Consider the following 25,663-nt stretch of genomic DNA (forward strand, 5'->3'; position numbering starts at 1 on the left):
GGGTTCAAGCACCCGTGTGTGCGGAGCGGCTGGCGACACAGGAGGGTATCAGTGCGTTTCCTTTTTGCCATCGTGGCGCTCGTCCTAGCGGGTGTGATGATCGTGCTCGGCATTGCCCAGCGGACGGTTTTCCTCGAACCCGCGACGAGTAGCCTGAGCGCGACCATCGCCGCCGACGCTCCGTACGCCGTGATCGATTCCAGTGCCCTGACGGAGCACCCGGGCGCCCAGACCGTCACCCTCTCCGGATCCGACACCCTGTTCGCGGCATATGGCCGCACGGCGGATGTGAAGGCGTGGCTGGCCGGACACGAGTACGTCAGCATCCATTCGACCGATAAGAACGGGCCCGGCCTCGGAAGCGACACCGTCCCCGCAGACACCGATGTTCCCGCAGGCACGGCGCCGGTCGCCGCAGCGACCGTGACGAACCCGGCCGGTTCGGACCTCTGGCTGGAGGAATTCACCGGCACGAAGGAACTCACGGCGACCGTGAACCTGCCGGAAGGCATTTCGATGATCGTCGCCTCTGACGGCACCAACCCCGCGCCGTCGAAGGTGAGCATCACCTGGCCCGTGGACAACTCGACCCCCTGGGCCGGTCCGCTGATCATGGGGGGCGCCATCCTCGCCCTTGTCGGGCTCATCCTGTACCTGTGGGCACTCCTCCACCTGCGCAGGTCGCACGGCCCTCGCCGCAACCTGCCCAAGGGTCCACGGATGCCGCGACTTCCGCGCGCGCCCCGCCCCAAGTCCATCAAGGCGAGCGAGATCACCGGGCGACGGTCGATCGGGCGGTCCCTGATCGCCGTTGTTCCGATGTTCCTCGTGTCCGGACTCGTCCTCACGGGATGCTCTGCGGAATTCTGGCCGGGCAGCACCCCGACCGATGCTGCCTCCCTCAGCCCGACGCCTGACGCGAGCGGGGCGGCCGTCGTGATCAAGGACGTGCCTCCGGCCGCCGTGACGGTGCCGCAGCTCGAGCGGATCATGACCAAGATCTCCGCGGTCGCAGCGGACGGTGACAAGAACCTGAGCGCAGACATCCTCGCGACCCGATTCACCGGTCCCGCCTTCGACCAGCGCCTCGCCAACTACAAGGTGCGAGCCATCGCTCCCGACTTCCCCGCACTGGCCGCGCTCCCTGCCGGACCGCTCACGCTCTCGCTTCCGCAGCAGTCTGCGACCTGGCCTCGGGTCGTGATGACCGTCGTCCAGAACAAGGACACCCCGGATGTCGCGCCGACCGTCGTCGTGCTCCGCCAGGAGTCGGCACGGGCGAGCTACCTCGTCGAATATGCGGTGCAGCTCGAGCCCTCAGCGAAGATCCCTGACCTGGCCCCCGCCACGATCGGCGCACCCATCATCGCCCCCGACTCGAAACTGATGCTCCTGCCGCCCGATCAGGTCGCGGCCGCATACGCGGACATCCTCAGCAATGGCGAGGCGAGCCCGTCGTTCGCCCTGTTCGATGCGACAGGGGACAGCTTCCGCACCCAGATCGACGCGAACAAGGCGGACAAGAAAGCCAAGCTGCCGACGACGGCGTCGATCGAATTCGGTGCCAAGGCGAGCACAGGGCCCACGATCGCCCTCGCGACGAACGACTCGGGGAGCATCGTCGCGGTCAGCCTCGAGGAGACGGAAACCGTCAAACCCGTCGACGCCGCTGCGACGGTCAGCCCCGGTGAGGGCGCGGTCGCCAGCAAGGCGCTCTCCGGCCTCACCGCCACCGCGAAGGGCTTCAAGAACACCTACGCCGACCAGCTTCTGTTCCACGTTCCCGCCGCCGGTTCGAGCGATAAAATTGTCCTCCTTGGCTTTGCCCAGGGACTGATCTCGTCTACGGAGCTTCCATGAGCATTGTCCCCCCGTCCGCCGCCAGCATGCGCGGTGCGGTCGATCTGTCCTCCCTCCTGAACCGGCCGCCGGCACCGGCGGCCGGGGGAGCCGGCTCAGCCGGAGCTGCCGGACAGGCGGGTCAGGCCGGGGCGGTTTCGGTTCCGAGTCTCGTGTTCCAGGGAACGGACGCGAACTTCGGCGAGATCCTCGACCTGTCGGCGAACGTTCCGGTCGTCGTCGATCTGTGGTCGGCGCGCAGCGAGCAGAGCGCTGAACTGACCCTCGTCCTCACCAGGCTGATCCTCGAGTACGGCGGTCGGTTCGTGCTCGCCACGGTCGACGTGGACACGAACCCGCAGCTGACCCAGGCCTTCCAAGCCCAGTCGATCCCGACCGTCGCCGCGGTCATCGGCGGCCAGCCCGTCGCGCTCTTCAACGGCGTGATCGCGGAGGATCAGGTCCGTGCGGTCCTCCAGCGGGTGCTCGAGCTCGCGGCGGAGCACGGCGTCGTCGGGACGGCGGTCGCTCCGGAGGGAGCGGATGCGGCGACCCCGGTCGCCCCTCCGGAGCCCGAACTCCCGCCGCACCACGTCGAGGCCTACGAGGCGATCGAACGGGGCGACTACGCCGCCGCGATCGCGATCTACAAGACGGCACTCGCCAGGGATCCCAGGGACAACCTCTCCGTCGCCGGGCTCGCCCAGGTGGGGCTGCTCGCCCGGCTCCAGGGCAAGACGCTCGCGGAGATCCGTGCAGCGGCAGCGGCCGCGCCGGATGATCTCGAGGCGCAGCTCCTCGTCGCCGACCTCGATCTTTCCGGCGGGCACGTCGAGGATGCCTTCGACCGGCTCCTCACGCTCTTTCCCGCCCAGGACGCCGCGGGCAAGAACCGCATCCGCGAACGCATCCTCGACCTGTTCGAGGTCATCGGCCAGGACGACCCCAGGGTCGCCCCCACGCGCAAGCGCCTGACAATGCTGCTCTACTAGCCGGCGTAGCCCCGCGAGAGTACGAAAATGGCCCCCTCCCGACCGGGGAGGGGGCCATTTTCGTACTCTCGCGAAGTTCAGCAAGCAGCGGCGTCTAGCGGCGCAGGCGCAGCCAGACGCCGGCGAGGGCCGGCAGCGTGACGAGGGCGGATGCCGGTCGCCCTGTCCACGGTTCCTCTGTCGCCGTGACCTGGCCGAGGTTCCCCATCCCGGAACCACCGAAATTCTGCGCGTCCGTGTTCAGGATCTCGTCCCACACGCCCGCGAACGGCAGCCCCACCCGGTAACCAGTGTGCGGCTGGCCGGCGAAGTTGAACACACACGCGATCGGCGTGCCCGAGTCGTCCCAGCGGAGGAACGAGACGACGTTCTGCGCGGCGGCCCCTCCGTCGAGCAACTCGAACCCGGCAGGGTCGGTGTCGCGTTCCCAGAGCGCCGCGTTGCCCCGGTAGACCCGGTTCAGCTCGCCGACGAGGGTGAACAGTCCGCGATGGGGGGACTGGTCGAGCAGCCACCAGTCGAGGCCACGGGATTCGCTCCATTCCTGGAGCTGGCCGAATTCCTGGCCCATGAACAGGAGCTGCTTGCCCGGGTGAGCCCACATGAACGACAGGTACACCCGCACGTTCGCGAGCTTCTGCCAGTCGTCTCCCGGCATCCGGGCGACGAGGGAGCCCTTGCCGTGCACGACCTCGTCGTGGCTGATCGGCAGGAGGAAGTTCTCGCTGAACGCGTAGACGAAGGAGAAGGTGATCTCGTTGTGGTGGCACGAGCGGTACATCGGGTCGATGCTCGTGTACTCGAGCGAGTCGTGCATCCAGCCCATGTTCCATTTGAAGCCGAAACCCAGTCCGCCGCGACTGGTCGGAGCCGTGACGCCGCCCCAGTTGGTGGATTCCTCGGCGATCATGACCGTGCCGGGGTTGCGCTTGTACGCCGTCGCGGTGACCTCCTGCAGGAGGCTGATCGCCTCGAGGTTCTCGTTTCCGCCGTAGATGTTCGGCTCCCACTGGCCGTCCTCGCGGGAGTAGTCGAGGTACAGCATCGACGCGACCGCGTCCACGCGGAGACCGTCGATGTGGAACTCCTCGAGCCAGTAGAGCGCGTTCGCGACGAGGAAGTTCCGCACCTGGGTCTGGCCGAAGTCGAAGACGTAGGTTCCCCAGTCCATCTGCTCACCGCGGCGGGGATCCGCGTGCTCGTACAGCGCCTGGCCGTCGAAACGGGCGAGGGCGAAGTCATCCTTGGGGAAGTGCCCGGGCACCCAGTCCATGATCACGCCGATGCCCGACTGGTGCAGCCGGTCGATCAGGTAGCGCAGGTCGTCCGGGTGGCCGAACCTGCTGGTCGGGGCGTAGTAGCCGGTGACCTGGTAGCCCCACGACCCGCCGAACGGATGCTCGGCGAGCGGCATGAACTCGACATGCGTATAGGCGAGCTCGTGCAGGTAGTCGATCAGCTGGTCGGCGAGGTCCCGGTAGCCGAGCCCGGGCCGCCACGACCCGACGTGCATCTCGTAGATGCTCATCGGCCGTTTGTGGGCCTGGGTCCTGGCCCGCTCGGCGAGCCATTCCGCATCCGCCCACTCGTAGTGCGTCTCGCCGATGACCGACGCGGTCATCGGGGGCACCTCGGTGTACCTGGCCATCGGGTCAGCCTTGCGCACCCACTCGCCGGACTGGGCGAGAAGTTCGAACTTGTAGTTCGACCCTGGGTGCAGGCCGGGGACGAAGAGCTCCCAGACGCCCGTGCTGCCCATGTTGCGCATGGCATGCAGGATGCCGCTCCAGGAATTGAAATCACCGATCACTCGCACGGCCTGCGCGTGCGGAGCCCACACCGAGAAGGACGTGCCTGCGACCAGACCGGCCGTTTCGTCGGTCGGGAGAGGAGCGACGGTTGTGCCGGAATGATAGTGGGCTCCGAGTACGTCCCAGAGTCGCTCGTGCCTGCCCTCGCCGATGAGGTGCAGGTCGAGTTCGCCGAGAGTCGGCAGGAAGCGGTACGGGTCGTCGACGATCCAGGTGGGGGCGTCCGGATACCGGGCCTCGAGCTCGTATGCCTGGAGGCCGACGGTGCTCACGCCCTGCCAGACTCCGTAGCCGATGTGCACGAGCTCGATGTGGGCGCCGGACTCGAGGATCGCGAAGACCTCGCTCGCGAGCGGGCGCAGCGCACGGATGACGGTGAGCGGGTCCGCGATCGTCGTCCCCCCGATCAGGTGCTGCCCGAGGATCTCGTGGGGGTTGTAGTAGCGGGCTTCGGCGATCGCCTGCAGGATGCCCGGGGGAACCACCGGCACGGTGGCGGGGCGTGGGGTCTTTGGCGTCATCGTGCTGCTCCTCTGACGTGCAGGATGTGTACCGGTTCGGCAGCGGCATCCAGTCGCACGAAGTTGTCTGCTGTCCAGGTCCAGATGGCACCGGTGATCAGTTCCTCGACCTCGAAGACCGTGCCGGGCTCGAGCCCGAAACGGGTCACGTCGAGGCGCACCATGGTCTCGCGCACCGAATGCGGGTCGACATTCACGACGACGATGATCGCGTCACTTGTCCCTGTGCCGGTGTGTGCCGCATCGAGGTACTTGCTGTACACGAGCACCGCGCCGTCGTCACTCGTGTGCAGGTCGAGGTTCCGCAGCTGGCCGAGTGCGGGATGGGCGCGGCGGATGGCATTGAGCAACGAGACGTACGGCGCGAGGGACTCGCCTGCCGCTTCCGCGGCCGCAAAATCGCGCGGGCGGTACTCGTACTTCTCGTTGTCGATGTTCTCCTCGGCGCCGGGGCGCGGCACGCTCTCGAAGAGCTCGAAACCGGCGTACATGCCCCAGGTCGGGGCGGCTGTCGCGGCGAGGGCCGCCCGGATCTTGAAGGCGGCGTGTCCGCCGACCTGGAGGAACTCGGAGAGGATGTCCGGGGTGTTCACGAAGAGGTTCGGGCGGTAGAAGTCCGCCGTCGTCGTCGCGAGGCCGTGGAAGAACTCCTCGAGCTCGGTCTTCGTGTTGCGCCAGGTGAAATAGCTGTACGACTGCTGGAATCCGACCTTGCCGAGCGCCTGCATGAGCGCAGGGCGCGTGAACGCCTCGGCGAGGAAGATCACGTCGGGGTTCTCTTCGGTGACCCGGTTGATCAGCCACTCCCAGAAATCGAGGGGCTTGGTGTGCGGGTTGTCGACGCGGAAGATCCGCACGCCGAGACCCATCCAGTAGCGCACGATCCGCAGCACCTCGGCACGGATGCCGGCTGGATCGTTGTCGAAATTGATCGGGTAGATGTCCTGGTACTTCTTCGGCGGGTTCTCGGCGTAGGCGATGCTGCCGTCCGGGAGGGTGGTGAACCACTCAGGGTGCTCGGTCACCCAGGGGTGGTCCGGCGAGGCCTGCAGTGCGAGGTCGAGGGCGACCTCGAGGTCGTTCTCCGCTGCTGCGGCGAGGAAGTGCCGGAAGTCGTCGACGGTGCCGAGGTCCGGGTGGATGGCGTCGTGGCCGCCGTCCTCCGATCCGATCGCCCAGGGCGAGCCGGGGTCGTTCGGTCCGGCGTTGAGGGTGTTGTTCGGGCCCTTGCGGTACGAACGGCCGATCGGGTGGATCGGTGGGAGGTAGAGCACATCGAAGCCCATCGCGGCGACGCCGGGGAGGCGGTCCTCTGCGGTGCGGAACGTTCCACTCTGCCAGGAGTGGTCCGCGCGCTGCACGGCGCCCTCTGAGCGGGGGAAGAACTCGTACCAGGAGCCGACGCCGGCCCGGGTGCGCTCCACGCGCACGGCGCGCTGTGCCGATGTCGACGACAGTCCTGCGAGTGGGCGTGCGGTGATGAAAGCGTTGAGCGAGGGGGTGTCCAGCAGGGCGAGGCGATCGTCGACCGAGATGCCCGGGTTGGTGAGGTCCGCTGCGGCGTGCGCGAAAACGCGACGCTCGGCGGCCGGACGGCGCTTGTCCGTTCCGGCCGCAGCGAGGAGCACGGAACCCTCGAGGAACGTCAGCTCGATGTCGATCCCGGCGGGGACCTTGATCTCGGCGGTGTGGCGCCACGTGGCCCACCCATCGGCCCAAGCGCGCACCCGGTACTGCCAGATGCCCTGCCTTCCAAGTGTGACGAGGGCTGTCCACCTGTCGGTGCCCGGGGCCCCCGGGTGCATCGGATGCTCGGACCGGTTCCCCTCGGGATCCGTCAGGAGCAGGGTGACCCCGATCAGGTCGTGACCCTCACGGAATGCCGTGGCCCCGAAGGGGACGGCCTCGCCGACGAAGGCCTTCGCCGGCCACAGATTGTCGGCCAGCTGGGGTGCGAGGTCGAGGATCGGAATGCGTGAGATGCGCGTCGGCTCCTCCTTGCCTCGCTTGCCTTGACCCGCAGGGGGAGCCAGGTCCGTGCCGGCGTCGGCGCCTGCCACGGATTCGGGAACAACATTTGCACGTTTAGCTGTCTTTGCCACAAGATGACCGTAGCGCGAATTGTGCGGTTTCCGGGGGAGGAACGGGACAGAGACCTGCCAGCGCCTCTAGGCTGGGACGCGTGAAGGCGATCCGTAAATTTACAGTCCGCACCGTCGTGCCCGAGGCTCTAGCAGCCCTCGATGAGCTTGCCGGTAACCTGCGCTGGTCCTGGCACGAGCCGACCCGCCAACTCTTCGAACACATCTCACCAGAGTTGTGGCGCGAGATCGGTACTGATCCCGTTGCCTTGCTCGGCGCCGTCGATCCGGCCCGGCTCGTGGCGCTCGCCGCAGACCACGAATACGTCTCCTGGGTCAACTCGATCAGGGACGGGCTGCGCTCCTATCTGCAGGAACCGCGCTGGTACCAGGGCCTCGAGGGTGACAAGCCCGCGTCGATCGCCTACTTCTCCCCGGAGTTCGGCATCGCCGCCGCGCTCCCGCAGTACTCCGGCGGCCTCGGGATCCTCGCGGGTGACCACCTGAAGAGCGCCTCGGACCTGGGCGTCCCTCTCATCGGCGTCGGCCTGTTCTACCGGGCAGGCTACTTCAGCCAGGCGATCTCCCCGGACGGCTGGCAGATCGAGAGCTACCCCCTGCTCGATCCCGACGGACTGCCCCTGTCCGTGCTGCGCCGTGCCGACGGCTCCGCCGTGCAGGTCTCGCTCGCCCTCCCCGACAACCGCACCCTGCACGCCCGCGTCTGGCAGGCGAACGTCGGCCGCATCCGCCTGCTCATGCTCGATACGGACATTCCCGAGAACGCGGACGACCTGCGCCTCGTCACGGACCGGCTCTACGGCGGCGGCGGCGAGCACCGGCTGCTGCAGGAATTGCTCCTCGGCATCGGCGGCGCCCGCGCCGTGAAGGTCTGGAGCGCCCTCAACAACCGGCCGGAACCCGAGGTATTCCACACCAACGAGGGCCATGCCGGGTTCCTCGGCCTCGAACGCATCTCGAGCCTGATCGGTGACGGACTGAGCTTCGCCGAGGCCCTGCAGGTCGCGCGGGCGGGAACGGTGTTCACGACCCACACACCCGTCGCCGCGGGAATCGACCGGTTCGAGCGCAGCCTCGTGCAGCGGTACTTCGAGACCGACCTCCTCCCCGGTGTCGGCGTCGACGAGCTCCTCGCCCTCGGCGCGGAGAACTATCCGGGCGGGTCTCCCGACGTCTTCAACATGGCGCTGATGGGCCTGCGGCTCGGCCAGCGCGCCAACGGCGTCTCCAAGCTGCACGGCGAGGTCAGCCGACGGATGTTCAAGGGACTCTGGCCGGGCTTCGACGCCGAGGACGTGCCGATCGATTCGATCACCAACGGCGTGCACGCCCCGACCTGGACGGACCCCTCGCTGCTTCACCTCGCCGAGGACCGCCTCGGCACGAGCGATACCTCTGAGGCCGACTGGGCCTCGCCCGCGATCACCGACGACGACCTCTGGGCCGTGCGCGGCACGATGCGTCTGCAGTTCGTCGAGGACGCCCGCCGGCGCATCGCCGCGGCCTGGCTCGTGCAGAACCCGGGCGGGATCGTGCCGGCATGGATCGGCCAGGTCTTCGATCCGACGGTGCTCACGATCGGGTTCGCCCGCCGCGTCCCGACGTACAAGCGGCTGACCCTGATGCTGCACGACCCCGAGCGGCTCCGTGCCCTGCTGCTGCACCCGGAGCACCCGATCCAGATCGTGATCGCCGGCAAGTCGCACCCCGCGGACGAAGAGGGCAAGCGCCTCATCCAGAAGGTCGTGCAGTTCGCGGCCGACCCGGAGCTGCGCACCCGCATCGCGTTCCTGCCCGACTACAACATCGGCATGGCGCAGCTGATGTACCCCGGCACGGATGTCTGGCTCAACAATCCGCTGCGTCCCCTGGAGGCCTGTGGCACCTCGGGAATGAAGGCGGCACTCAACGGAGCGCTGAACCTCTCGATCCTCGACGGCTGGTGGCCTGAGTACTACGACGGAAAGAACGGCTGGGCGATCCCGTCGGCTGATGCCGCAGGCGACTCCGCCGAGCGGGACCGGATCGAAGCCGACGCGCTCTACGAGCTCATCGAACACCATGTCGCTCCCCGCTTCTACGACCGCAACGGCGACGGTGTTCCCGAACGCTGGGTCGCCTCGATCCGGCACACCCTCGCCACCCTCTCCCCGGAACTCAACGCCGGCCGGATGGTGCGCCAGTACGTGCAGAAGCTCTACCGCCCGGCCGGGGCCGCCGAGGCACGCCTGTCCGCGAACAACTACCGTGCTGCGCGCGAACTCGCCGTGTGGAAGGGGCGCATCGTCGCCAAGTGGCCGGGCGTCTCCGTCGCCCACGTCGAGTCCGGCGGGGTCGCCGCCGTTCCCAAGGTCGGCGACGAACTGCACCTGCGTGCCCATGTGCAGCTCAACGGGCTCGACCCCGCGGATGTCACCGTCGAGGTCGTCTACGGGAAGAGCCTGGCCAACGACGAGCTGAGCGGCGTGCACACCCTCGCGCTCGAGGCGGTCGTCGACCCGGATGCCGCGGACGGTTCCGACTCGCCAGAGCAGGGCGGTGCGACCCTCTTCACTGGGACGGTCGCGCTCGACCGCGGCGGCGCGTTCGGGTACACGGTGCGCGTCGTCCCGAAGAACGACCTGCTGGTGAGCTCGGCAGAGATGGGCCTGATCGCCGTAGCCGGCTAGCGCGCGATAGGGGCGGTGAGGGCGTCGGTGGCGGCGAGGAGGTCCGCCGGCGCCAGCTCGATGTCGAACCCGCGGCGGCCGCCGGACACGAACACGGTGTCGTACAGCAGGGCGGTCTCGTCGACGACGGTCACCAGGCGGGTCTTCTGCCCGACCGGGCTGATGCCGCCGAGCACATAGCCGGTCTTCCGCTCGGCGAGTTTCGGGTCGGCCATCACGGCCTTCTTGGTCCCGGCCGCGTGCGCCAGGGCTTTGAGGTCGAGCTGGCCGGCGACCGGCACGACGGCGACGACGAGCGTGCCATCGGCATCCGCCAGCAGGGTCTTGAACACCCTGGCCGGGTCGAGCCCGAGTTTTGCAGCGGCCTCGAGGCCGTACCCCGTCGCCGACGGGTCGTGGTCGTAGGCGTGCGGCGTGAACCGGATGCCCGCGTGCGTGAGCGCGACGGTCGCGGGCGTCCCACCGGCGCCGTCGTGCTTCTTCACCACTGCGACTCCTCTGCGACCGAGCCGGACTAGCTCGCCCGGAACAACTGCATCGACGCACCCGGCACGAGCAGCCGGGTGCCGGGGATGTGCTCGATGACCGCGTCGCTCAGGTCGTCGTGACTCGAATCCCAGAGCAGCGAATACGAGGAGACGCCGGCGTGCTCTGGCAGCGTCACCGTCACGTCGCGCTCGCGGCCCTGCACGATGAGGAGGATCCGGTTGAACTCCTCGAACTCGGGCGTCGACGCCGCGAGGTATTGCAGGGTGCGCTCCTTCGGGGAGTGCCAGTTGTCCTCCGACATCGACTTGCCCTCGATGTTGTACCAGTCCATCTCGCTCGCGCTCAGGGTGGTTTCGCCGGAGCGGCCGAACCACACCGGGCGGAGGGCCGGGTTGTCACGACGCAGCTGGAGCAGCTTCTTCGTGACACGGTGCAGGTCGATCTGCCAGTCGTCGAGGTCCCAGTTCAGCCAGGTCAGCTCGCTGTCGTGGCAATACGCGTTGTTGTTGCCGCGCTGGCTGCGACCGAATTCGTCGCCGGCCGTCAGCATCGGGACGCCCGCGGAGAGCAGAAGCGTGCCGAGGAGGTTGCGCATCGCCTTGCGCCGGGTCGCGAGGATGCCGCGGTCGCGCGTGGGTCCCTCGGCCCCGTGGTTGAAGGAGTTGTTGCTGTCGGTGCCGTCGCGGTTGGACTCGCCGTTTCCGACGTTGTGCTTGACGTTGTACGCGGTCAGGTCGGCCATTGTGAAGCCGTCGTGCGCCGTGATGAAGTTCAGCGACGCGAGCGGGCCGCGTTCGAGGGAGAAGGTGTTCGCGGAGCCGGCCAGCCGGGTCGCGAAGCGGCCGATGCCGCTCCCGGAGTGGCCGTCCCTGGCCGCCGCGATGTCGGTGAGCCAGAACGAGCGCATCCGGTCACGGTAACGGTCGTTCCACTCCGTCCAGCCGTCCGGGAAATTGCCGGTCTGCCAGCCGCCCATGCCCACGTCCCACGGCTCGGCGACGAGCTTGACGCCGGCGAGTTCCGGATCGGACTGGATGGATTTGATCAGGGGATGGTCGCGCTGGAACTCCACGTTGTCCCCGCGGCTCAGCGTCGCGGCGAGGTCGAAACGGAAGCCGTCGATCTGCACGTCGTTCGCCCAGTACTTGAGAGAGTCGAGCACGAGTCGGCGCGGCACCTCGTTGGAGACGTTGAGGGTGTTGCCGCAGCCGGTCACGTCGATGTAGCCGCCCGCATCGTTCTGGCGGTAGTAGGTAGCGTTGTCGATGCCGCGGAGGCTGCTCGCGGGGCCGCCGGGACCCTCCTCGGCGGTGTGGTTGTAGACGACGTCGAGGATCACCTCGAGGCCGGCCTCGTGCAGGAGCTTGACCATTCCCTTGAACTCGCGCAGCACGGCTTCCGGACCTGCCGACTGGGACGCCATGGTCGCATAGTCGGCGTGCGGGGTGAAGAAGTTGAAGGTGTTGTAACCCCAGTAGTTGGTGAGACCCTGCTTGAGCAGGCGCTGTTCGGAAACGAACGCCTGCACGGGGAGGAGCTCGACCGAGGTGACGCCGAGTTCCTTGAGATAGGTGATCGTCGATTCGTGCGCCAGGCCTGCGTAGGTGCCGCGGAGGTCGGCGGGAATGGCCGGGTTGAGCTTGCTGATGCCCCGCACGTGCGCCTCATAGACGACGGTGTGGTCGAGCGCGATCTTCGGCTTCACCGAACCGGCCCAGTCGAAGGCGTCGTCGACGACGGAGGACTGCCACTGCTCAGGGCCGACCCTGACGAGGCCTCGAGAATAGGGCTCGACCATGGTCTTCTCGGGGTGGAACGAATTCGTGGATGCGGCAGGCCCCGAGACGCGGATGCCGTAGTGGCGGCCCGCGGACAGGGTGCGACTGCGACCGGACCAGACATTGTCCGCGTCGCGGGTCATCGGCACGGTCTTGACGATCCAGTTCGGGTCCGTGGCGTCGAAGATGCAGAGGTCCATGGCCTCGGCGTTCTGCGACCAGACACGGAGTTCGCCGACCCCGGCTGAAAGCCGCACGCCGAGGTTGTGCAGGGGATCGGCGTGAGTCATGCGTTCTAGAGTAATGAGTACGGAGACTGGCCGTGACCACCGGCGCACGCTCAGCCAGCCGAAAACCGAGCGGAAGAGGGTATTTTGTCGATTTATCTCGACCACGCCGCGACGACGCCGATGCTGCCAGCGGCCATCGAGGCATACGTCGACGCCATGAGCGTCGTCGGAAACCCCGCCTCCATCCACAGCCAGGGCCAGAATGCCAAGCGGATGCTCGAGGAAGCCCGCGAGACCGTGGCACGGAGTGTGGGCTGCGATCCGATCGAGGTCGTGTTCACCGGGGGAGGCACCGAGGCGATCAACCTCGCCCTCAAGGGCCTGTTCTGGGCACGCGCCCCGCGCAGGCGCATCCTCGTCCCCGGCGGCGAGCACCACGCGACCATGGACACCGTCGAGTGGCTCGAAAACCACGACGGCGCAGAACCCGGATGGCTTCCGCTCGACAGGGCAGGCCGGGTCGACCCGGCCCGGGTGGCGGATGCCCTCGGGACCGGCGCAGAGGATGTCGCACTGCTCAGCCTGCTTGCCGCGAACAACGAAGTCGGCACCCTGCAGCCCGTCGCCGAGATCGGCGAGATCGCCGCCGTCCACGGGATCCCGGTGCATATCGACGCCGTGTCCGCGTACGGCCAGGTGCCGATCGACTTCCGCGCGCTCAGCGGCGCGGGCCGCACCGGTGCCTCCGGCGGCGCCGGAGGTTCCGCGGGCGGCATCGTCGCCCTCAGCCTCTCCGCCCACAAGATCGGCGGGCCGGTCGGCATCGGAGCACTCGTGCTGTCGCGCCGGGCCAGTATCGTCCCGCTGATCCACGGCGGCGGCCAGCAACGCCAGGTGCGGAGCGGTACCCAGGACGTCGCAGCGGCGGTCGCGTTCGCGGCCGCGGCATCCGCCCTCGGCGACCTGCCCGCCCGCAACGTGCACCTGAGGGCGCTCCGCGACCGGCTGATCGCGGGCGTGCGCGCCGTCGTGCCCACCGCGGTGCTCAACGGTGCGGCACCCGACGGGCCGGATGAGCAGCGCCTGCCCGGCAACGCCCACTTCACCTTCCCCGGCTGCGAGGGGGAGTCGCTGCTCTTCCTGCTCGACGCCGCCGGAATCTCCGTATCGACCGGATCGGCGTGCCAGGCCGGCATCCCGGAACCCTCGCACGTGCTGCGTGCCATGGGCCGCAGCGAGGCGGAGGCCCGCAGCGCCCTGCGGATCACCCTCGGCCGCGATTCGACAGGGGCCGACGTCGACGCCTTCCTCGCCGCGCTGCCGGCAGCGCACGCCCAGGCCAGCCGCGCCGGCATGAACGACCGCGTGCCCACCCGCTGACCTCCCGGGCTCGACGTGCCCGAGCCGCATTGGCCAAACCGGGCCGTCCGATTACACTTGCCCGGTGAAGGTTTTGGCAGCAATGAGTGGCGGGGTCGACTCCGCGGTGGCGGCGGCGCGCGCGGTGGAGGCGGGGCACGAGGTCGTCGGCGTGCACCTCGCCCTGAGCCGCATGCCCGGAACCCTGCGCACCGGCAGCCGCGGCTGCTGCACCATCGAGGACTCGATGGACGCCCAGCGGGCCGCGAACATCATCGGCATCCCGTACTACGTCTGGGACTTCTCCGAGCGGTTCAAGCTCGACGTCGTCGACGACTTCATCGCCGAATACGCCGCCGGCCGCACCCCGAATCCCTGCATGCGCTGCAACGAGCGCATCAAGTTCGCCGCCCTGCTCGACAAGGCGATTGACCTCGGCTTCGACGCCGTCTGCACCGGCCACTATGCGAGCATCCAGACGGATGCCGCGGGGAACCGCGAACTGCACCGCGCGAGCGCCTGGGCGAAAGACCAGTCCTACGTGCTCGGTGTGCTGACCGCCGAGCAGCTCGCGCACTCGATGTTCCCGCTCGGCGAGACGCCGTCCAAGGCCGAGGTGCGTGCGGAGGCCGCCGAGCGCGGCTTCTCGGTCGCGACCAAGCCGGACTCCTACGACATCTGCTTCATTCCTGACGGCGACACCCGCGGCTGGCTCGCCGAGCGCATCCCTGCATCCGCAGGCGACATCCTCGACCGCGAGGGCAACACCCTCGGCAGGCACGAGGGTGCCGCCGCGTTCACCGTCGGCCAGCGCAAGGGCCTCCAGATCGGCACGCCGGCCGCGGACGGCAAGCCGCGATTCGTGCTCGAGGTGCGCCCGATCACGAACACTGTCGTCGTCGGCCCGAAGGAGGCGCTCGCGATCGGCCTCATCGCCGGCTCGAAGTTCACCTGGACCGGCCTGGCGCCGGAGCACCCCGGGATCGCCTTCGACTGCGACGTGCAGATCCGCGCGCACGCCGACCCGGTGCCCGCCGTTGCGCAGGTCGTGAGCGTCCCGATTCCGGCTGGCGCAGACTCGGCCGGCGCGGGAGCAACCGACGCAGGAGCAATCGAACTCGTGATCACGCCGCGCGAGCCCCTGACGGGCGTCGCCCCCGGCCAGACCGCGGTGCTCTACGTCGGCACCCGGGTGCTCGGCCAGTGCACGATCGACCGCACCGTGAGCGCCGTACCCGTGCCATCGGCTGCCGTTGAACCAGCCCCGGTCGCCGTTCCCGCCGCCCGTGCCTGACGCCGCGAGCGCCGCGCCCGACGACTCCACGCCGCCGGAGCTCCAGCGGGCCGCCGCCGAGGTCGCCGACCTCACCGCGAGCATCATCGACGCCAGGGACGCATACTACGAGCGCAACGAGGTCGTCATCTCCGACGCCGACTATGACGCGCTCGTCCGCCGGCTCGCGGTTCTCGAGGGTGAGTTTCCCGAGCTCGCGAGCCAGGACAGCCCCACCCAGACCGTCGGAGGCCGCGCCGAGACGAGCCTGTTCGCGCCCGTGCAGCACGCCGAGCGGATGCTGAGCCTCGACAACGTCTTCTCGGTCGAGGAATTCGAGGCGTGGGCCGCCAAGGTCGAGCGGGACGCCGGCCGCCCCGTCCACTACCTGTGCGAACTCAAGATCGACGGCCTCGCGATCAACCTCCGCTACGAGGACGGCGTGCTCGTCACCGCGGCGACCCGCGGCGACGGCGTCGTCGGCGAGGACGTCACCGAGAACATCCACTGGGTGCCCGGCATCCCCGAGCGACTGTCCGGCACCGGGCATCCGCCGCTGATGGAGGTACGCGGCGAGGTCTTCTTCCCCGTCGTCGCCTTCGCGGATCTCAATGCCCAGCAGGTCGCCGCCGGGGAACGTCCCTTCGCCAACCCGCGCAACGCCGCGGCCGGCTCGCTGCGCCAGAAGGCGGAGGGCAAGAGCCAGGAGGCCCTGCGCCTGATGCGCGCGAGGCTTGGCCGGCTGCGGATGCTCGTGCACGGCATCGGGGCCTGGGCCGATCCGCAGGCCGACGCCCAGTCCGCGGTCTACGGACTCCTGGCCGGCTGGGGACTGCCGACGAGCAGCTACTTCCGCGTCGAACCGGACGCGAGCGGGGCATCCGCCTTCATCGCGTACTACGGAGAGCACCGGGCGAGTGTGTCCCACGAGATCGACGGCATCGTGATCAAGGTCGACGAACTCGCCCTGCACGCCGAACTGGGCGCAACGAGCCGGGCGCCACGCTGGGCGATCGCATACAAGTACCCGCCGGAACAGGTGAACACCAAGCTGCTCGACATCGTCGTGAGCGTCGGCCGCACCGGCCGTGCCACCCCCTTCGCCGTGATGCAGAAGGTGCGGGTCGCGGGCTCCGAGGTGCGGCAGGCCACCCTGCACAACCAGGACGTCGTCAAGGCCAAGGGCGTGCTGATCGGCGATACCGTCGTGCTGCGGAAGGCCGGCGACGTGATCCCCGAGATTCTCGGCCCGGTCGTCGAACTGCGCGACGGCAGCGAACGCGCGTTCGTGATGCCGGCGAACTGTCCGGAGTGCGGCACCCCGCTCGCGCCGGCCAAGGAGGGCGACATCGACCTGCGCTGCCCGAACGCGCGCAGCTGCCCGGCCCAGGTGCGCGGGCGGGTCGAGCACATCGGTTCCCGCGGCGCGCTCGACATCGAGGTGCTCGGCGAGGTGGCCGCGGCCGCCCTCACCCAGCCGACCGTGCCGATCGAGCCGCCGCTGCGCACGGAAGCCGGCCTCTTCGACCTCACCCTCGACGACCTGACCCCGATCGAGGTGGTCGTGCGCGATGCCGAGACCGGGCTGCCCCGCGAGGAGGCGGACGGCACGAACCGGCTGCGCACCCCGTTCCGGCGGAACCCGACGGCTGCCGAGAAGCGGGCGGGCCTCACCGGTCCGCAGCCGTCCTCGAGTGCGATCAAGCTGCTCGCCGAGATCGAACTCGCCAAGACCAAACCGCTCTGGCGCCTGCTGGTGTCGCTCAACATCCGTCACGTAGGTCCGGTCGCCGCGCGCGCCCTCGCAGGCCACTTCGGCAGCCTCGACGGGATCCGAGCGGCGACGCGGGACGAGCTCGCCGAGGTCGACGGCGTCGGTGGCATCATCGCAGACGCCATCATCGACTGGTTCGAGGTGGACTGGCACCGCGACATCGTGGACCAGTGGACCACCGCCGGGGTGCAGTTCCGGACGCCGGACCACCCGGGACCGGGCGCTGCCGCGGCCGCCGGGGGAGTGCTCGCCGGGCTCACCGTCGTCGCGACGGGGTCGATCGAGGGCTACACCAGGGAAGAAGCCCAGGAGGCGATCATCTCCGCTGGCGGAAAGAGCGCGTCGAGCGTGTCGAAGAACACCGACTTCGTGGCCGCCGGACCGGGCGCAGGTTCCAAGCTCACCAAGGCGGAGGCCCTCGGGCTGCGTATCCTCGACGCAGCGCAATTCCGGCTCCTCGTCACCGGAGGCCCCGCCGCGCTCGACGTGGCTGATGGCGCCGTCGCCGACGTGACCGGCGCCGACGTGACAGACGGTACGGTCACCGCACCGACCGACTGACGGGGCCGGATCGGTCACCGGTCAGTCCGGTTCGGGAGCCGTGCGGTGATCGACCCAGCCGAGGACCATCCGGTTGAAGAGTCCGACGTTCTCGATGCTCCAGACGTGGTGCATGCCGGGAGCGATCCAGGTGAGTGTCTGCGGGAGCCTGATGCGCAGTTCGGGAAAGCTGCGCCGCACCAGGCGGGACTCCTTCTCTCCAGCGACGGCGAGGAGCGGACCCCGGTAATCGCCGAGCGAATCCGGGCAGCCGCCCCGGTTGACGTCCGCGAACACGCGTGCCGCGTTGTCTGCCCGGATGCCCAGGCCGTGGTCGACGAACAGGTCGACGGCGTCGGCAGGCAATCCGAACGCCTTCGCCTGCGCCTTCCAGTACCAGGCCCTGTCCCACAGTCGCAGCTGGAGGGTGTTGAGGAACCGGGCAGCTCCATGGATGCCGGTCACGGGTGCGCCCGAGATCAGACAGGACTGGATCAGCTCCGGGTGCCGGGCCATCAAGTGCACGGCGACGAGGCCGCCGAGCGAAAGCCCGATCACGTGGGCGCTCCCGCCCCTGGCCTGGGAGCGGATGATCTCGGCAACGTCGTCAGCGGTGCGATCCAGCGAATGCCACTCTTCCCCCGACCGGGAGCCGAAGCCCGGCAGGTCCGGTGTGAGGATGTGCCGGTCCGGCATGCCCTCGACCTGCGGCTGCCAGGACCAGGAGGCGACGGTGCCGCCGTGCAGTAACACGATCGTCTCCGAGCCAGGGGCGTCTACGCCGTGCTCGAGCGGATACCCGGTCACCGTGAAGCCGTGACCAGGACGGATTCGGTCTCGTCCAGCCAGGCGAGTTCCGCCTCGGCGTGGACGATTCCGTTGCGGAGCGTGGCCCGTCGCAGGGCCTGGCCGATGGTTTCCGGTCGCCCGGGATCCCGGGCCTCGATGGTGGTCAGGCGCGCGAGCAGCCGGCTCGCTTCCTCCCTGCGCGCTCTGAGGAGTTCGCGGACGCCGTCGATTCCGAGCGCGCCGGCGAAGAAGATGCGCATCAGGAAGGACTCGTGCGGGGTCTCAGGTTCCAGCGGCGCCCTGAGCGCGGCATCGAGGGCCGCGTGACCCGCCGGGGTGATCCGGTGTTCGCGCCGATCGGGCTTGCCGTCCTGGGCGATGACCGTGACCTCGGCGAGTCCGTCAGCGACCAGACGGCTGAGCGTGCGATAGATCTGGGACTGGTCCGCAGACCAGAAATGAATGACGGATGCCTCGATCCTCTTATTGAGGTCGTACCCGGAGAGGGGCGAGAGCTCGAGCATCCCGAGCAAAGCAATGGTCAGTGACATGCCTATATAAGACCACGCATATATGCCCGCGCGCAATACCCGGTTTCACTGCCCGAATATTTGCACCCGGACCGGGGACAAAGTTCATCCCCAACGGGCGCATTCTTCGATACTCTAAAAGTGCAGGGTGTGCACTTGATACCGTGCCGATCCACCGCTCGGTGTTCGTGAGGGGACGTACCCAGGTTTGCTGTTAGGCGCGGCAATTCTTCTTGCATCCTCGCTGGTATTCAATGGGGCCAGCGAGGCCTTTCAGGTGCACGAATACGCGGTCGTGTCGAGCGACACCGACCTGGGACTGCAGCCCCTCGGCCTCGAACCGGTCGTGTCGATCGACGGAGACGTCAACTCCCTCCGCTTCCTGCGCGGGTCGAGCCTCCTCGCCGGGCTTGCCCGGCTCTCGGTCGCAGACATCTCGAGCTTCGTGCTGGACTTCCCCGAACAGCTCGACTCCCTCCTCGCGGTTCCGCCGGCCGCGACAGAGGTCACCGGCTGGTGGACGTCCCTCGGCGGCACCGAACGCTCCTCCCTCATCGCCGCGGCACCCCGCCTCGTCGGCAACCTCGAGGGCATCCCGTTCCGGGAGCGTGGCCGGGCGAACGCCCGATACCTGAACGAGAGCATCACCGAGACCCAGCAGCGCCTCGCGGGCACGCTGAGCGACGACGACCGCACGAGCGCCACCCACGAGCTCGCCGTCCTCGACCAGGTGCGCACCGCACTCAGGCAAGCCGACGCGGGGCCGCGCCGCTCCCTGATCCTGCTCGACAGCACGGGCGGCGGTCGCGCGGCCATCGCGCTCGGCAATCCCGACACCGCCGACTACGTCGGCTTCCTCGTTCCCGGAATGAACTACACCGTCGAGGCCGAGATCGTGCACTGGACGGACACGGCGAACGACCTGTACATGGAACAGGAGAAGGTGCTTGCCGAACGCGCAGGCCAGGGCGCGGGCCAGGCGAATGCCAGCATCGCGACGGTCGCCTGGATCGGCTACGAGGTCCCCGACCTGTTCAGCGTCGGCGGCCTCGACAAGGCCATCGTCGGAGCCGACTTCCTCGAGAAGTCCTCCCTCGGCATCCGCTCGGACCGCGGGGGGCACCAGCCCTTCATCTCCGTCTACGCGCACTCCTACGGCTCGACCGTCGCGCTCACCGCCCTCGCCCGCGGCTCCTTCGATGTCGACGCCCTCGTGCTCGTCGGATCGCCGGGCAGCCAGATCCAGTCCGCGGCCAGCCTGCATGTGACGGGCGAGAACGTCTGGGTCGGCAAGGCCGACTGGGATCCGGCCGTCAACAGTGCCTTCTTCGGGAGTGACCCGGGGGCCGAATCGTACGGGGCGCATCCGCTCGGGGTCCGCGGTTCGACCGACCGGATCACCGGGGCCAGCCTCACGGCCTCGCTCGGCCACAACGCGTATTTCGAGCCAGGGAGCGAGTCGCTGCACAACATGGCGCTGATCGGAACGGACAACGCGGATTTGGTCACCAACGGCTCCGAATAGAATTGGGTATTCACCTCAACCACAATCGGAGCAACATGTCTGAAATCACGGCCGAGCAGGTTGCGCACTTGGCAAACCTCGCCCGGATCGACCTCAGCCCGGAGGAGATCACCCGCCTCACCGCCGAACTCGGCCAGATCGTGGACTCGGTGGCGAAGGTCGCCGAAGTCGCAACGCCCGAAGTTCCCGCGACGAGCCACCCGATGCCGTTGACCAACGTTTTCCGCGCCGACGTCGTCGTGCCGTCCCTGTCCGTCGAAGAAGCACTTTCCGGATCGACCGACCGCGACGGCGACAAATTCCGCGTGCCCGCGATCCTGGACGAGGAGTAACCATGACCGATCTCACCCGGCTCTCCGCCGCCGACCTGTCCATCCTCCTCACGAGCGGCGCCGTCAGCTCCGTCGAGGCGACGCAGGCCCACCTTGACCACATCGCGGCCGTCGACACCGACGTACACGCGTTCCTGCACGTGGCCGGGGCGAACGCCCTCGCCGCGGCCGCCGTCGTGGACGCCCAGCGCGCCGCCGGTGCCGTGCTCGGTCCGCTCGCGGGCGTGCCCATCGCCATCAAGGACGTGCTCGCGACGCGCGACATGCCCTCGACCGCCGGCTCGAAGATCCTCGAGGGCTGGATCCCGCCCTACGACGCCACGGTCGTGCGGCTCGTCCGCGAAGCCGGGCTGATCCCGCTCGGCAAGACCAACATGGACGAATTCGCGATGGGCTCGTCCACCGAGTTCTCCGCGTACGGCCCGACCCACAACCCCTGGGACCTCGACCGGATTCCCGGCGGCTCCGGCGGAGGATCCGCCGCAGCGGTGAGCGCGTTCGAAGCGCCCCTCGCCCTCGGCAGCGACACCGGCGGATCGATCCGCCAGCCCGCAGCCGTCACCGGATCCGTCGGAGTCAAGCCGACATACGGCGGAGTCTCCCGCTACGGTGCGATCGCCCTGGCCTCCTCGCTCGACCAGGTCGGACCGGTCAGCCGCACCGTCTACGACGCCGCGCTTCTGCACGACGTTCTCAGCGGCCACGACCCGCTCGACTCCACCTCGCTGACCGACCGCTGGCCTTCGATGGCCGCCGCCGCGATCGCGGGCCGGGTTGACGGTGCCCTCACCGGCGTCCGGATCGGTGTCGTCAAGGAGCTGTCCGGCCCCGGGTTCCAGCCCGGAGTCCTGCAGCGCTTCAACGAAACCCTCGCGATGCTCGTCGCAGCCGGCGCCGAGATCGAAGAGGTCAGTGCACCGAGCTTCGAATATGCCGTCGCCGCGTACTACCTGATCCTCCCCGCCGAGGCCTCGAGCAACCTCGCCCGCTTCGACTCGGTGCGTTTCGGCATCCGCGTGGACCCGGCAGAGGGACCGCTCACGAGCGAACGGGTCATGGCCGCGACGCGCGACGCCGGTTTCGGACCCGAGGTCAAGCGCCGGATCATCCTCGGCACCTACGCTCTGAGCGCCGGCTACTACGACGCGTACTACGGCAGCGCCCAGAAGGTGCGCACCCTGATCCAGCGCGACTTCGACGCCGCATTCGAGAAGGTCGACGTGTTGTTGTCCCCGAGCGCGCCGACCACGGCGTTCAAGTTCGGCGAGAAGATGGACGACCCGATGGCGATGTACCTCAACGACGTCACCACGATCCCGGCGAACCTCGCCGGCATCCCGGGAATGAGCCTGCCGATGGGCCTCGCGCCGGAGGACGGCCTGCCCGTCGGGCTGCAGGTCATGGCGCCCGCCAAGCAGGACGCCCGTCTGTACACCTTCGGTGCCGCCGTCGAGCAGCTGCTCGAAGCGCACTGGGGACACACCCTGCTCAGCCTTGCGCCGAAACTGGCACCCACACAAATGTTCGCGAGCGAAGGGGGAGCCGTCTGATGAAGAAGGCTGAACTGATGGATTACGACAAGGCCCTCGAACTGTTCGAGCCGGTGCTCGGCTTCGAGGTGCACGTCGAACTCAACACCAAGACCAAGATGTTCTGCGGCTGCGCCAACGAATTCGGCCAGGGTGCGAACACGAACACCTGCCCGACCTGCCTCGGACTCCCCGGCGGGCTCCCGCAGGTGAACGCGAAGGCGATCGAGTCGAGCATCCGCCTCGGGCTCGCCCTCGGCTGCGAGATCGCGGAATACTCGCGCTTCGCCCGCAAGAACTACTTCTACCCCGACACCGCGAAGAACTTCCAGACCTCCCAGTACGACGAGCCGATCGCGTTCAACGGGCAGCTCACGATCGAACTCGAGAGCGGCCGCCAGGTCACGATCGACATCGAACGCGCCCACATGGAAGACGACGCGGGCAAGCTCACCCACGTCGGCGGCGCGACCGGCCGGATCCAGGGCGCCGACTACTCGCTCGTCGACTACAACCGCGGCGGCGTGCCCCTCGTCGAGATCGTCACGCAGATGATCGAGGGCGGCGAGGCCGACTCTCCCGAGATCGGGCGCACCTACGTTGCGGCGATCCGCGAGATCGTCAAGGCGCTCGGCGTGTCCAACGCGCGGATGGAAGAGGGCAACGTGCGCTGCGACGCGAACGTGTCCCTGCGCCCGCGCGGCTCCGGAAAGCTCGGCACCCGCACGGAGACCAAGAACGTCAACTCGCTCCGCAGCGTCGAACGTGCCGTCCGTTACGAGATCCAGCGCCAGGCCGCACTCCTCGCCGCCGGCGGAACGATCACGCAGGAGACCCGGCACTGGCATGAGGACACCGGCATCACGTCCGCGGGCCGGCCCAAGTCCGACGCCGACGACTACCGCTACTTCCCGGAGCCCGACCTCGTCCCCGTCGCGCCCTCCCGCGCCTGGGTCGAAGAACTCCGCGCGACCCTGCCGGAGCCGCCCGCGGCACGCCGCAAGCGCCTCCAGGCCGACTGGGGCTTCGCCAACCTCGAGTTCCAGGACGTCGTCAACTCCGACCTGCTCGACGCTGTCGAGGCCACCGTCGCAGCCGGCGCATCCGCCCAGTCCTCCCGCAAGTGGTGGACCGGCGAGGTCGCCAGGCTCGCGAACGTCGCCGGCGTCTCCGCTGACTCCCTGGTCGAGCCGGTGCAGCTCGCCGCTCTGATCGAACTGGTCACCGCGGGAACGCTGACCGACCGCCTGGCCCGCCAGGTGCTCGAGGGCGTCATCGCCGGCGAAGGCACCCCGCTCGAAGTCGTGGAGATCCGCGGTCTTGCCGTCGTTTCCGACGACGGCCCGCTCATCGAGGCCATCGACCTCGCTCTCGCCTCCCAGCCCGACGTGCTCGCGAAGATCCGCGACGGCAAGGTCCAGGCGGCCGGCGCCGTGATCGGTGCCGTCATGAAGGCCATGCGCGGACAAGCGGATGCCGCACGGGTACGGGAACTTGTCCTCGAAAGGGCAGGAACGGCCGAGTAATGGCCCTCTGGAAGCGACGCGAGCCCGCACCGGACGGGCCCGCGAGCCGAGCCGTTTTCGGCGTCGGGATGCAGGTTCTGGTGCGGCTCGACCGGAGCCGCTACCCGGAGTCGATGGTCGAAGACCCCATCGGCGTCATCGTCGGGGCCGGGGACACCGACGGCGCAGCCCTCTACGCCCCTGTCTCCGGTCGGGAGGCGATCTGGACCGTGCAGTTCGACGAACCGTTCTACGGGCTCGACGGCTCGGGCCCGCACGAGTCAGCCCGGGTCGCCCAGACCTCCCTCGAACCGGCCCCGGAAGCGTGATTGCGATGAGCGCAGCCCAGGAACGTCCCGATTCCCCGACCGTTGAGTCCACGGCGACCCCCGCTGACATTCGTCGCTGGCGCCAGTACCTCGCCGATGAACGCGCGGAGGCCGCGGTCTACCGCGACCTCGCCTCCCGCCGGACCGGTGAGGAGAAGGAGATCCTGCTCGCCCTCGCCGAGGCGGAAGCCCGCCACGAGGCGCACTGGCGGGACCTGCTCGGCGACCAGGCCGGCCCGCCTAAACGTGGAGCGGTGCGCACCCGGTTCCTCGGGTTTCTCGCAAGACGATTCGGTTCCGTCTTCGTGCTCGCGCTCGCCCAGCGGGCGGAAGCGCGCTCGCCATACGATTCCGACGTCGACGCGACGAAGACGATGGCGGCCGACGAACGCATCCACGAGGAGGTCGTGCGGGGGCTGGCCGCCCGCGGACGCCAGCGCCTCGCCGGGTCGTTCCGCGCAGCCGTGTTCGGCATCAACGACGGCCTCGTCTCCAACCTCGCCCTCGTGCTCGGTATCGGCGCGACCGGCGTTCCCGCCGCGACCATCCTGTTCACGGGCATCGCCGGTCTGCTCGCCGGCGCCCTGTCGATGGGTGCGGGTGAGTACGTCTCGGTGCGGTCGCAGCGGGAGTTGCTCGAGGCATCCACCCCCCAGGCGACCGCGCGCACGGTGCTCTCGCACCTCGACCTCGCCGCCAACGAGCTCACCCTCGTCTACCGGGCGCAAGGCATGGCGGCGGACGAGGCCGAGGCGCAGGCGCACGAGGTGCTGCGCACGCTGACCATGGCGACCGGACCGGTTTCGGTTGCCGCCCCGGTCCAGGGCGCCGACATCGCGCACGGGGCTCTCGACCCCGCGACGGACGAGCACGAGGCGATCGGAACCGGCTGGGGTGCCGCGTCCTCGAGCTTCTGCTTCTTCGCCTCCGGCGCCATCCTCCCTGTGCTGCCCTACCTGTTCGGCCTCGAGGGGCTTGCGGCGATCGTGGTCGCGTCCGTGCTCGTCGGGCTCGCCCTCCTTGCGACGGGCGCGATCGTCGGCCTGCTTTCCGGCGGGCCGCCGCTCCGGCGTGCGCTCCGCCAGCTGCTGATCGGCTTCGCGGCAGCCGGGGTCACCTACGTGCTCGGCCTGCTCTTCGGCACCTCGCTCGGGTAGCGCCTTCGGGAGCGATCTACGGGCGGGGTGTCGGGGCTACGAGCCGCGACGGACGTTACACAGTCCATCCAGGATGAACGGAGTCTCACCGCTCGTCGGCGGTGTTGGCGTCTGCTGCCTCGGGTCTGCACCCGGTGTCGAATTCAGGAGATTCTTGGTGTCGGGTGGGATCGGCCGCACTGGTCCGCGGACCGGAGTTGCCCGCCCGGGAGGATCTCCTGAATTCGGAACCACGGGCAGGAGAATCAACCGTCTTCAGGTATGAAACTCGGAATGAGAAGCCCACAATTATGTGAGTAAGTCTCGTCTTTGTGTTCTATTCGGCGTAGAATCGGGGTATGGCAGGAGCTTCCGATCCCCAGTCACACACCCCGCAGACACCCGGTTCCGGGGCCGCGGGTGATCAGCCCACCGCAGGCGCCGAGTCGGCCCATCCGGTCGAGGTTGCCGAGGGTTTCGGGGGCGCTGAAGGGCTGGCCAGGTCGGTGCCGTCGGTGCCGTCGGTGCATGCGGATGCTGTCGCCCGGCTCGCCGAGGCGCAGGCGGTTCTCGCCGATGCCCTGGCGGCGATCCCGGTGGGGCTGCTCAGT

At 68.8% G+C, this 25,663-nt stretch carries 19 protein-coding genes; 13 read left to right on the top strand and 6 right to left on the bottom strand.

The features are described 5' to 3' along the window. Positions 1-51 precede the first annotated feature (51 nt). Positions 52-1,860 carry a hypothetical protein gene (locus tag E3O50_RS13690; protein WP_134447641.1) on the top strand — a complete coding sequence of 603 codons (1,809 nt, stop codon included), beginning with the start codon at positions 52-54 and terminating at the stop codon, positions 1,858-1,860. Next, entirely contained in the window at positions 1,857-2,831 is a 975-nt protein-coding gene (locus E3O50_RS13695; RefSeq protein ID WP_134560747.1) for a tetratricopeptide repeat protein, read from the top strand. The genes E3O50_RS13690 and E3O50_RS13695 overlap by 4 nt, the downstream gene beginning before the upstream one ends. 94 nt (positions 2,832-2,925) lie before the next feature. Here E3O50_RS13695 and glgB read toward each other — a convergent pair whose 3' ends face one another. Then, the gene (gene glgB / locus E3O50_RS13700) at positions 2,926-5,163 is read right to left on the bottom strand and encodes a 1,4-alpha-glucan branching protein GlgB (RefSeq protein ID WP_134560746.1); all 2,238 of its coding nucleotides are present in this window, start codon (positions 5,161-5,163) and stop codon (positions 2,926-2,928) included. Further along, positions 5,160-7,109: an alpha-1,4-glucan--maltose-1-phosphate maltosyltransferase gene (locus E3O50_RS13705; RefSeq protein WP_241975539.1), complete on the bottom strand. Its 1,950-nt coding sequence runs from the start codon at positions 7,107-7,109 to the stop codon at positions 5,160-5,162. The genes glgB and E3O50_RS13705 overlap by 4 nt, the downstream gene beginning before the upstream one ends. A 236-nt stretch (positions 7,110-7,345) precedes the next feature. Between E3O50_RS13705 and glgP the strand changes: the two genes are divergently transcribed. Beyond that, a complete protein-coding gene (gene glgP / locus E3O50_RS13710) occupies positions 7,346-9,934 on the top strand; it encodes an alpha-glucan family phosphorylase (protein ID WP_134447646.1) in 2,589 nt (862 codons plus the stop codon). Here glgP and ybaK read toward each other — a convergent pair. Together ybaK and glgX are read right to left on the bottom strand one after the other, a co-directional pair. Continuing rightward, positions 9,931-10,422, bottom strand: a complete 492-nt coding sequence (gene ybaK, locus E3O50_RS13715; protein WP_134447648.1) for a Cys-tRNA(Pro) deacylase — start codon at positions 10,420-10,422, stop codon at positions 9,931-9,933. The genes glgP and ybaK overlap by 4 nt on opposite strands. Positions 10,423-10,448: 26 nt before the next feature. Next, positions 10,449-12,491, bottom strand: a complete 2,043-nt coding sequence (glgX, locus tag E3O50_RS13720; protein ID WP_134447650.1) for a glycogen debranching protein GlgX — start codon at positions 12,489-12,491, stop codon at positions 10,449-10,451. An 84-nt stretch (positions 12,492-12,575) separates the two neighbouring features. Here glgX and E3O50_RS13725 point away from each other — a divergent pair, with 84 nt between their 5' ends. The 3 genes from E3O50_RS13725 to ligA all read left to right on the top strand — a co-directional run bounded on the left by E3O50_RS13725 (position 12,576) and on the right by ligA (position 17,398). Then, complete coding sequence (locus E3O50_RS13725) at positions 12,576-13,811, top strand: cysteine desulfurase family protein (RefSeq protein WP_134560745.1); 1,236 nt, start codon at positions 12,576-12,578, stop codon at positions 13,809-13,811. Positions 13,812-13,875: 64 nt separating this feature from the next. After that, a complete protein-coding gene (gene mnmA / locus E3O50_RS13730) occupies positions 13,876-15,084 on the top strand; it encodes a tRNA 2-thiouridine(34) synthase MnmA (protein WP_194087903.1) in 1,209 nt (402 codons plus the stop codon). After that, positions 15,077-17,398 carry an NAD-dependent DNA ligase LigA gene (gene ligA / locus E3O50_RS13735; RefSeq protein WP_134560744.1) on the top strand — a complete coding sequence of 774 codons (2,322 nt, stop codon included), beginning with the start codon at positions 15,077-15,079 and terminating at the stop codon, positions 17,396-17,398. Before mnmA ends, ligA begins: the two co-directional genes overlap by 8 nt. Positions 17,399-17,419: 21 nt before the next feature. Here the strand turns inward: ligA and E3O50_RS13740 are convergent, their stop codons facing one another. Then, entirely contained in the window at positions 17,420-18,184 is a 765-nt protein-coding gene (locus tag E3O50_RS13740) for an alpha/beta hydrolase (protein WP_134560743.1), read from the bottom strand. Beyond that, entirely contained in the window at positions 18,181-18,717 is a 537-nt protein-coding gene (locus tag E3O50_RS13745) for a PadR family transcriptional regulator (protein WP_134560742.1), read from the bottom strand. Before E3O50_RS13745 ends, E3O50_RS13740 begins: the two co-directional genes overlap by 4 nt. 256 nt (positions 18,718-18,973) lie before the next feature. On the opposite strand from E3O50_RS13745, the gene E3O50_RS13750 reads away from it, so the two are divergent. The 7 genes from E3O50_RS13750 to E3O50_RS13780 form a co-directional block, all read left to right on the top strand. After that, positions 18,974-20,221, top strand: a complete 1,248-nt coding sequence (locus E3O50_RS13750; RefSeq protein ID WP_166787315.1) for an alpha/beta hydrolase — start codon at positions 18,974-18,976, stop codon at positions 20,219-20,221. A 35-nt stretch (positions 20,222-20,256) separates the two neighbouring features. Next, positions 20,257-20,553 (top strand): Asp-tRNA(Asn)/Glu-tRNA(Gln) amidotransferase subunit GatC, encoded by a 297-nt coding sequence (gene gatC / locus E3O50_RS13755; RefSeq protein WP_134447662.1) that lies wholly within the window; start codon positions 20,257-20,259, stop codon positions 20,551-20,553. Positions 20,554-20,555: 2 nt separating this feature from the next. Next, a complete protein-coding gene (gene gatA / locus E3O50_RS13760) occupies positions 20,556-22,103 on the top strand; it encodes an Asp-tRNA(Asn)/Glu-tRNA(Gln) amidotransferase subunit GatA (protein WP_134447664.1) in 1,548 nt (515 codons plus the stop codon). Then, positions 22,103-23,608, top strand: coding sequence for an Asp-tRNA(Asn)/Glu-tRNA(Gln) amidotransferase subunit GatB (gene gatB, locus E3O50_RS13765; protein WP_134447666.1), 1,506 nt, complete (start codon positions 22,103-22,105; stop codon positions 23,606-23,608). The genes gatA and gatB overlap by 1 nt, the downstream gene beginning before the upstream one ends. Next, positions 23,608-23,916: a hypothetical protein gene (locus E3O50_RS13770; RefSeq protein WP_134447668.1), complete on the top strand. Its 309-nt coding sequence runs from the start codon at positions 23,608-23,610 to the stop codon at positions 23,914-23,916. The genes gatB and E3O50_RS13770 overlap by 1 nt, the downstream gene beginning before the upstream one ends. 5 nt (positions 23,917-23,921) lie before the next feature. After that, positions 23,922-25,073: a VIT1/CCC1 transporter family protein gene (locus E3O50_RS13775; protein WP_134560741.1), complete on the top strand. Its 1,152-nt coding sequence runs from the start codon at positions 23,922-23,924 to the stop codon at positions 25,071-25,073. A gap of 338 nt (positions 25,074-25,411) precedes the next feature. Beyond that, positions 25,412-25,663, top strand: a 252-nt coding sequence (locus tag E3O50_RS13780) for a hypothetical protein (RefSeq protein ID WP_198413668.1), incomplete at its 3' end; no start/stop codon positions are given.

Origin of the sequence: Cryobacterium sp. MDB1-18-1 (assembly GCF_004402735.1) — a bacterium.
Taxonomy (GTDB): Bacteria; Actinomycetota; Actinomycetes; order Actinomycetales; family Microbacteriaceae; genus Cryobacterium; species Cryobacterium glucosi.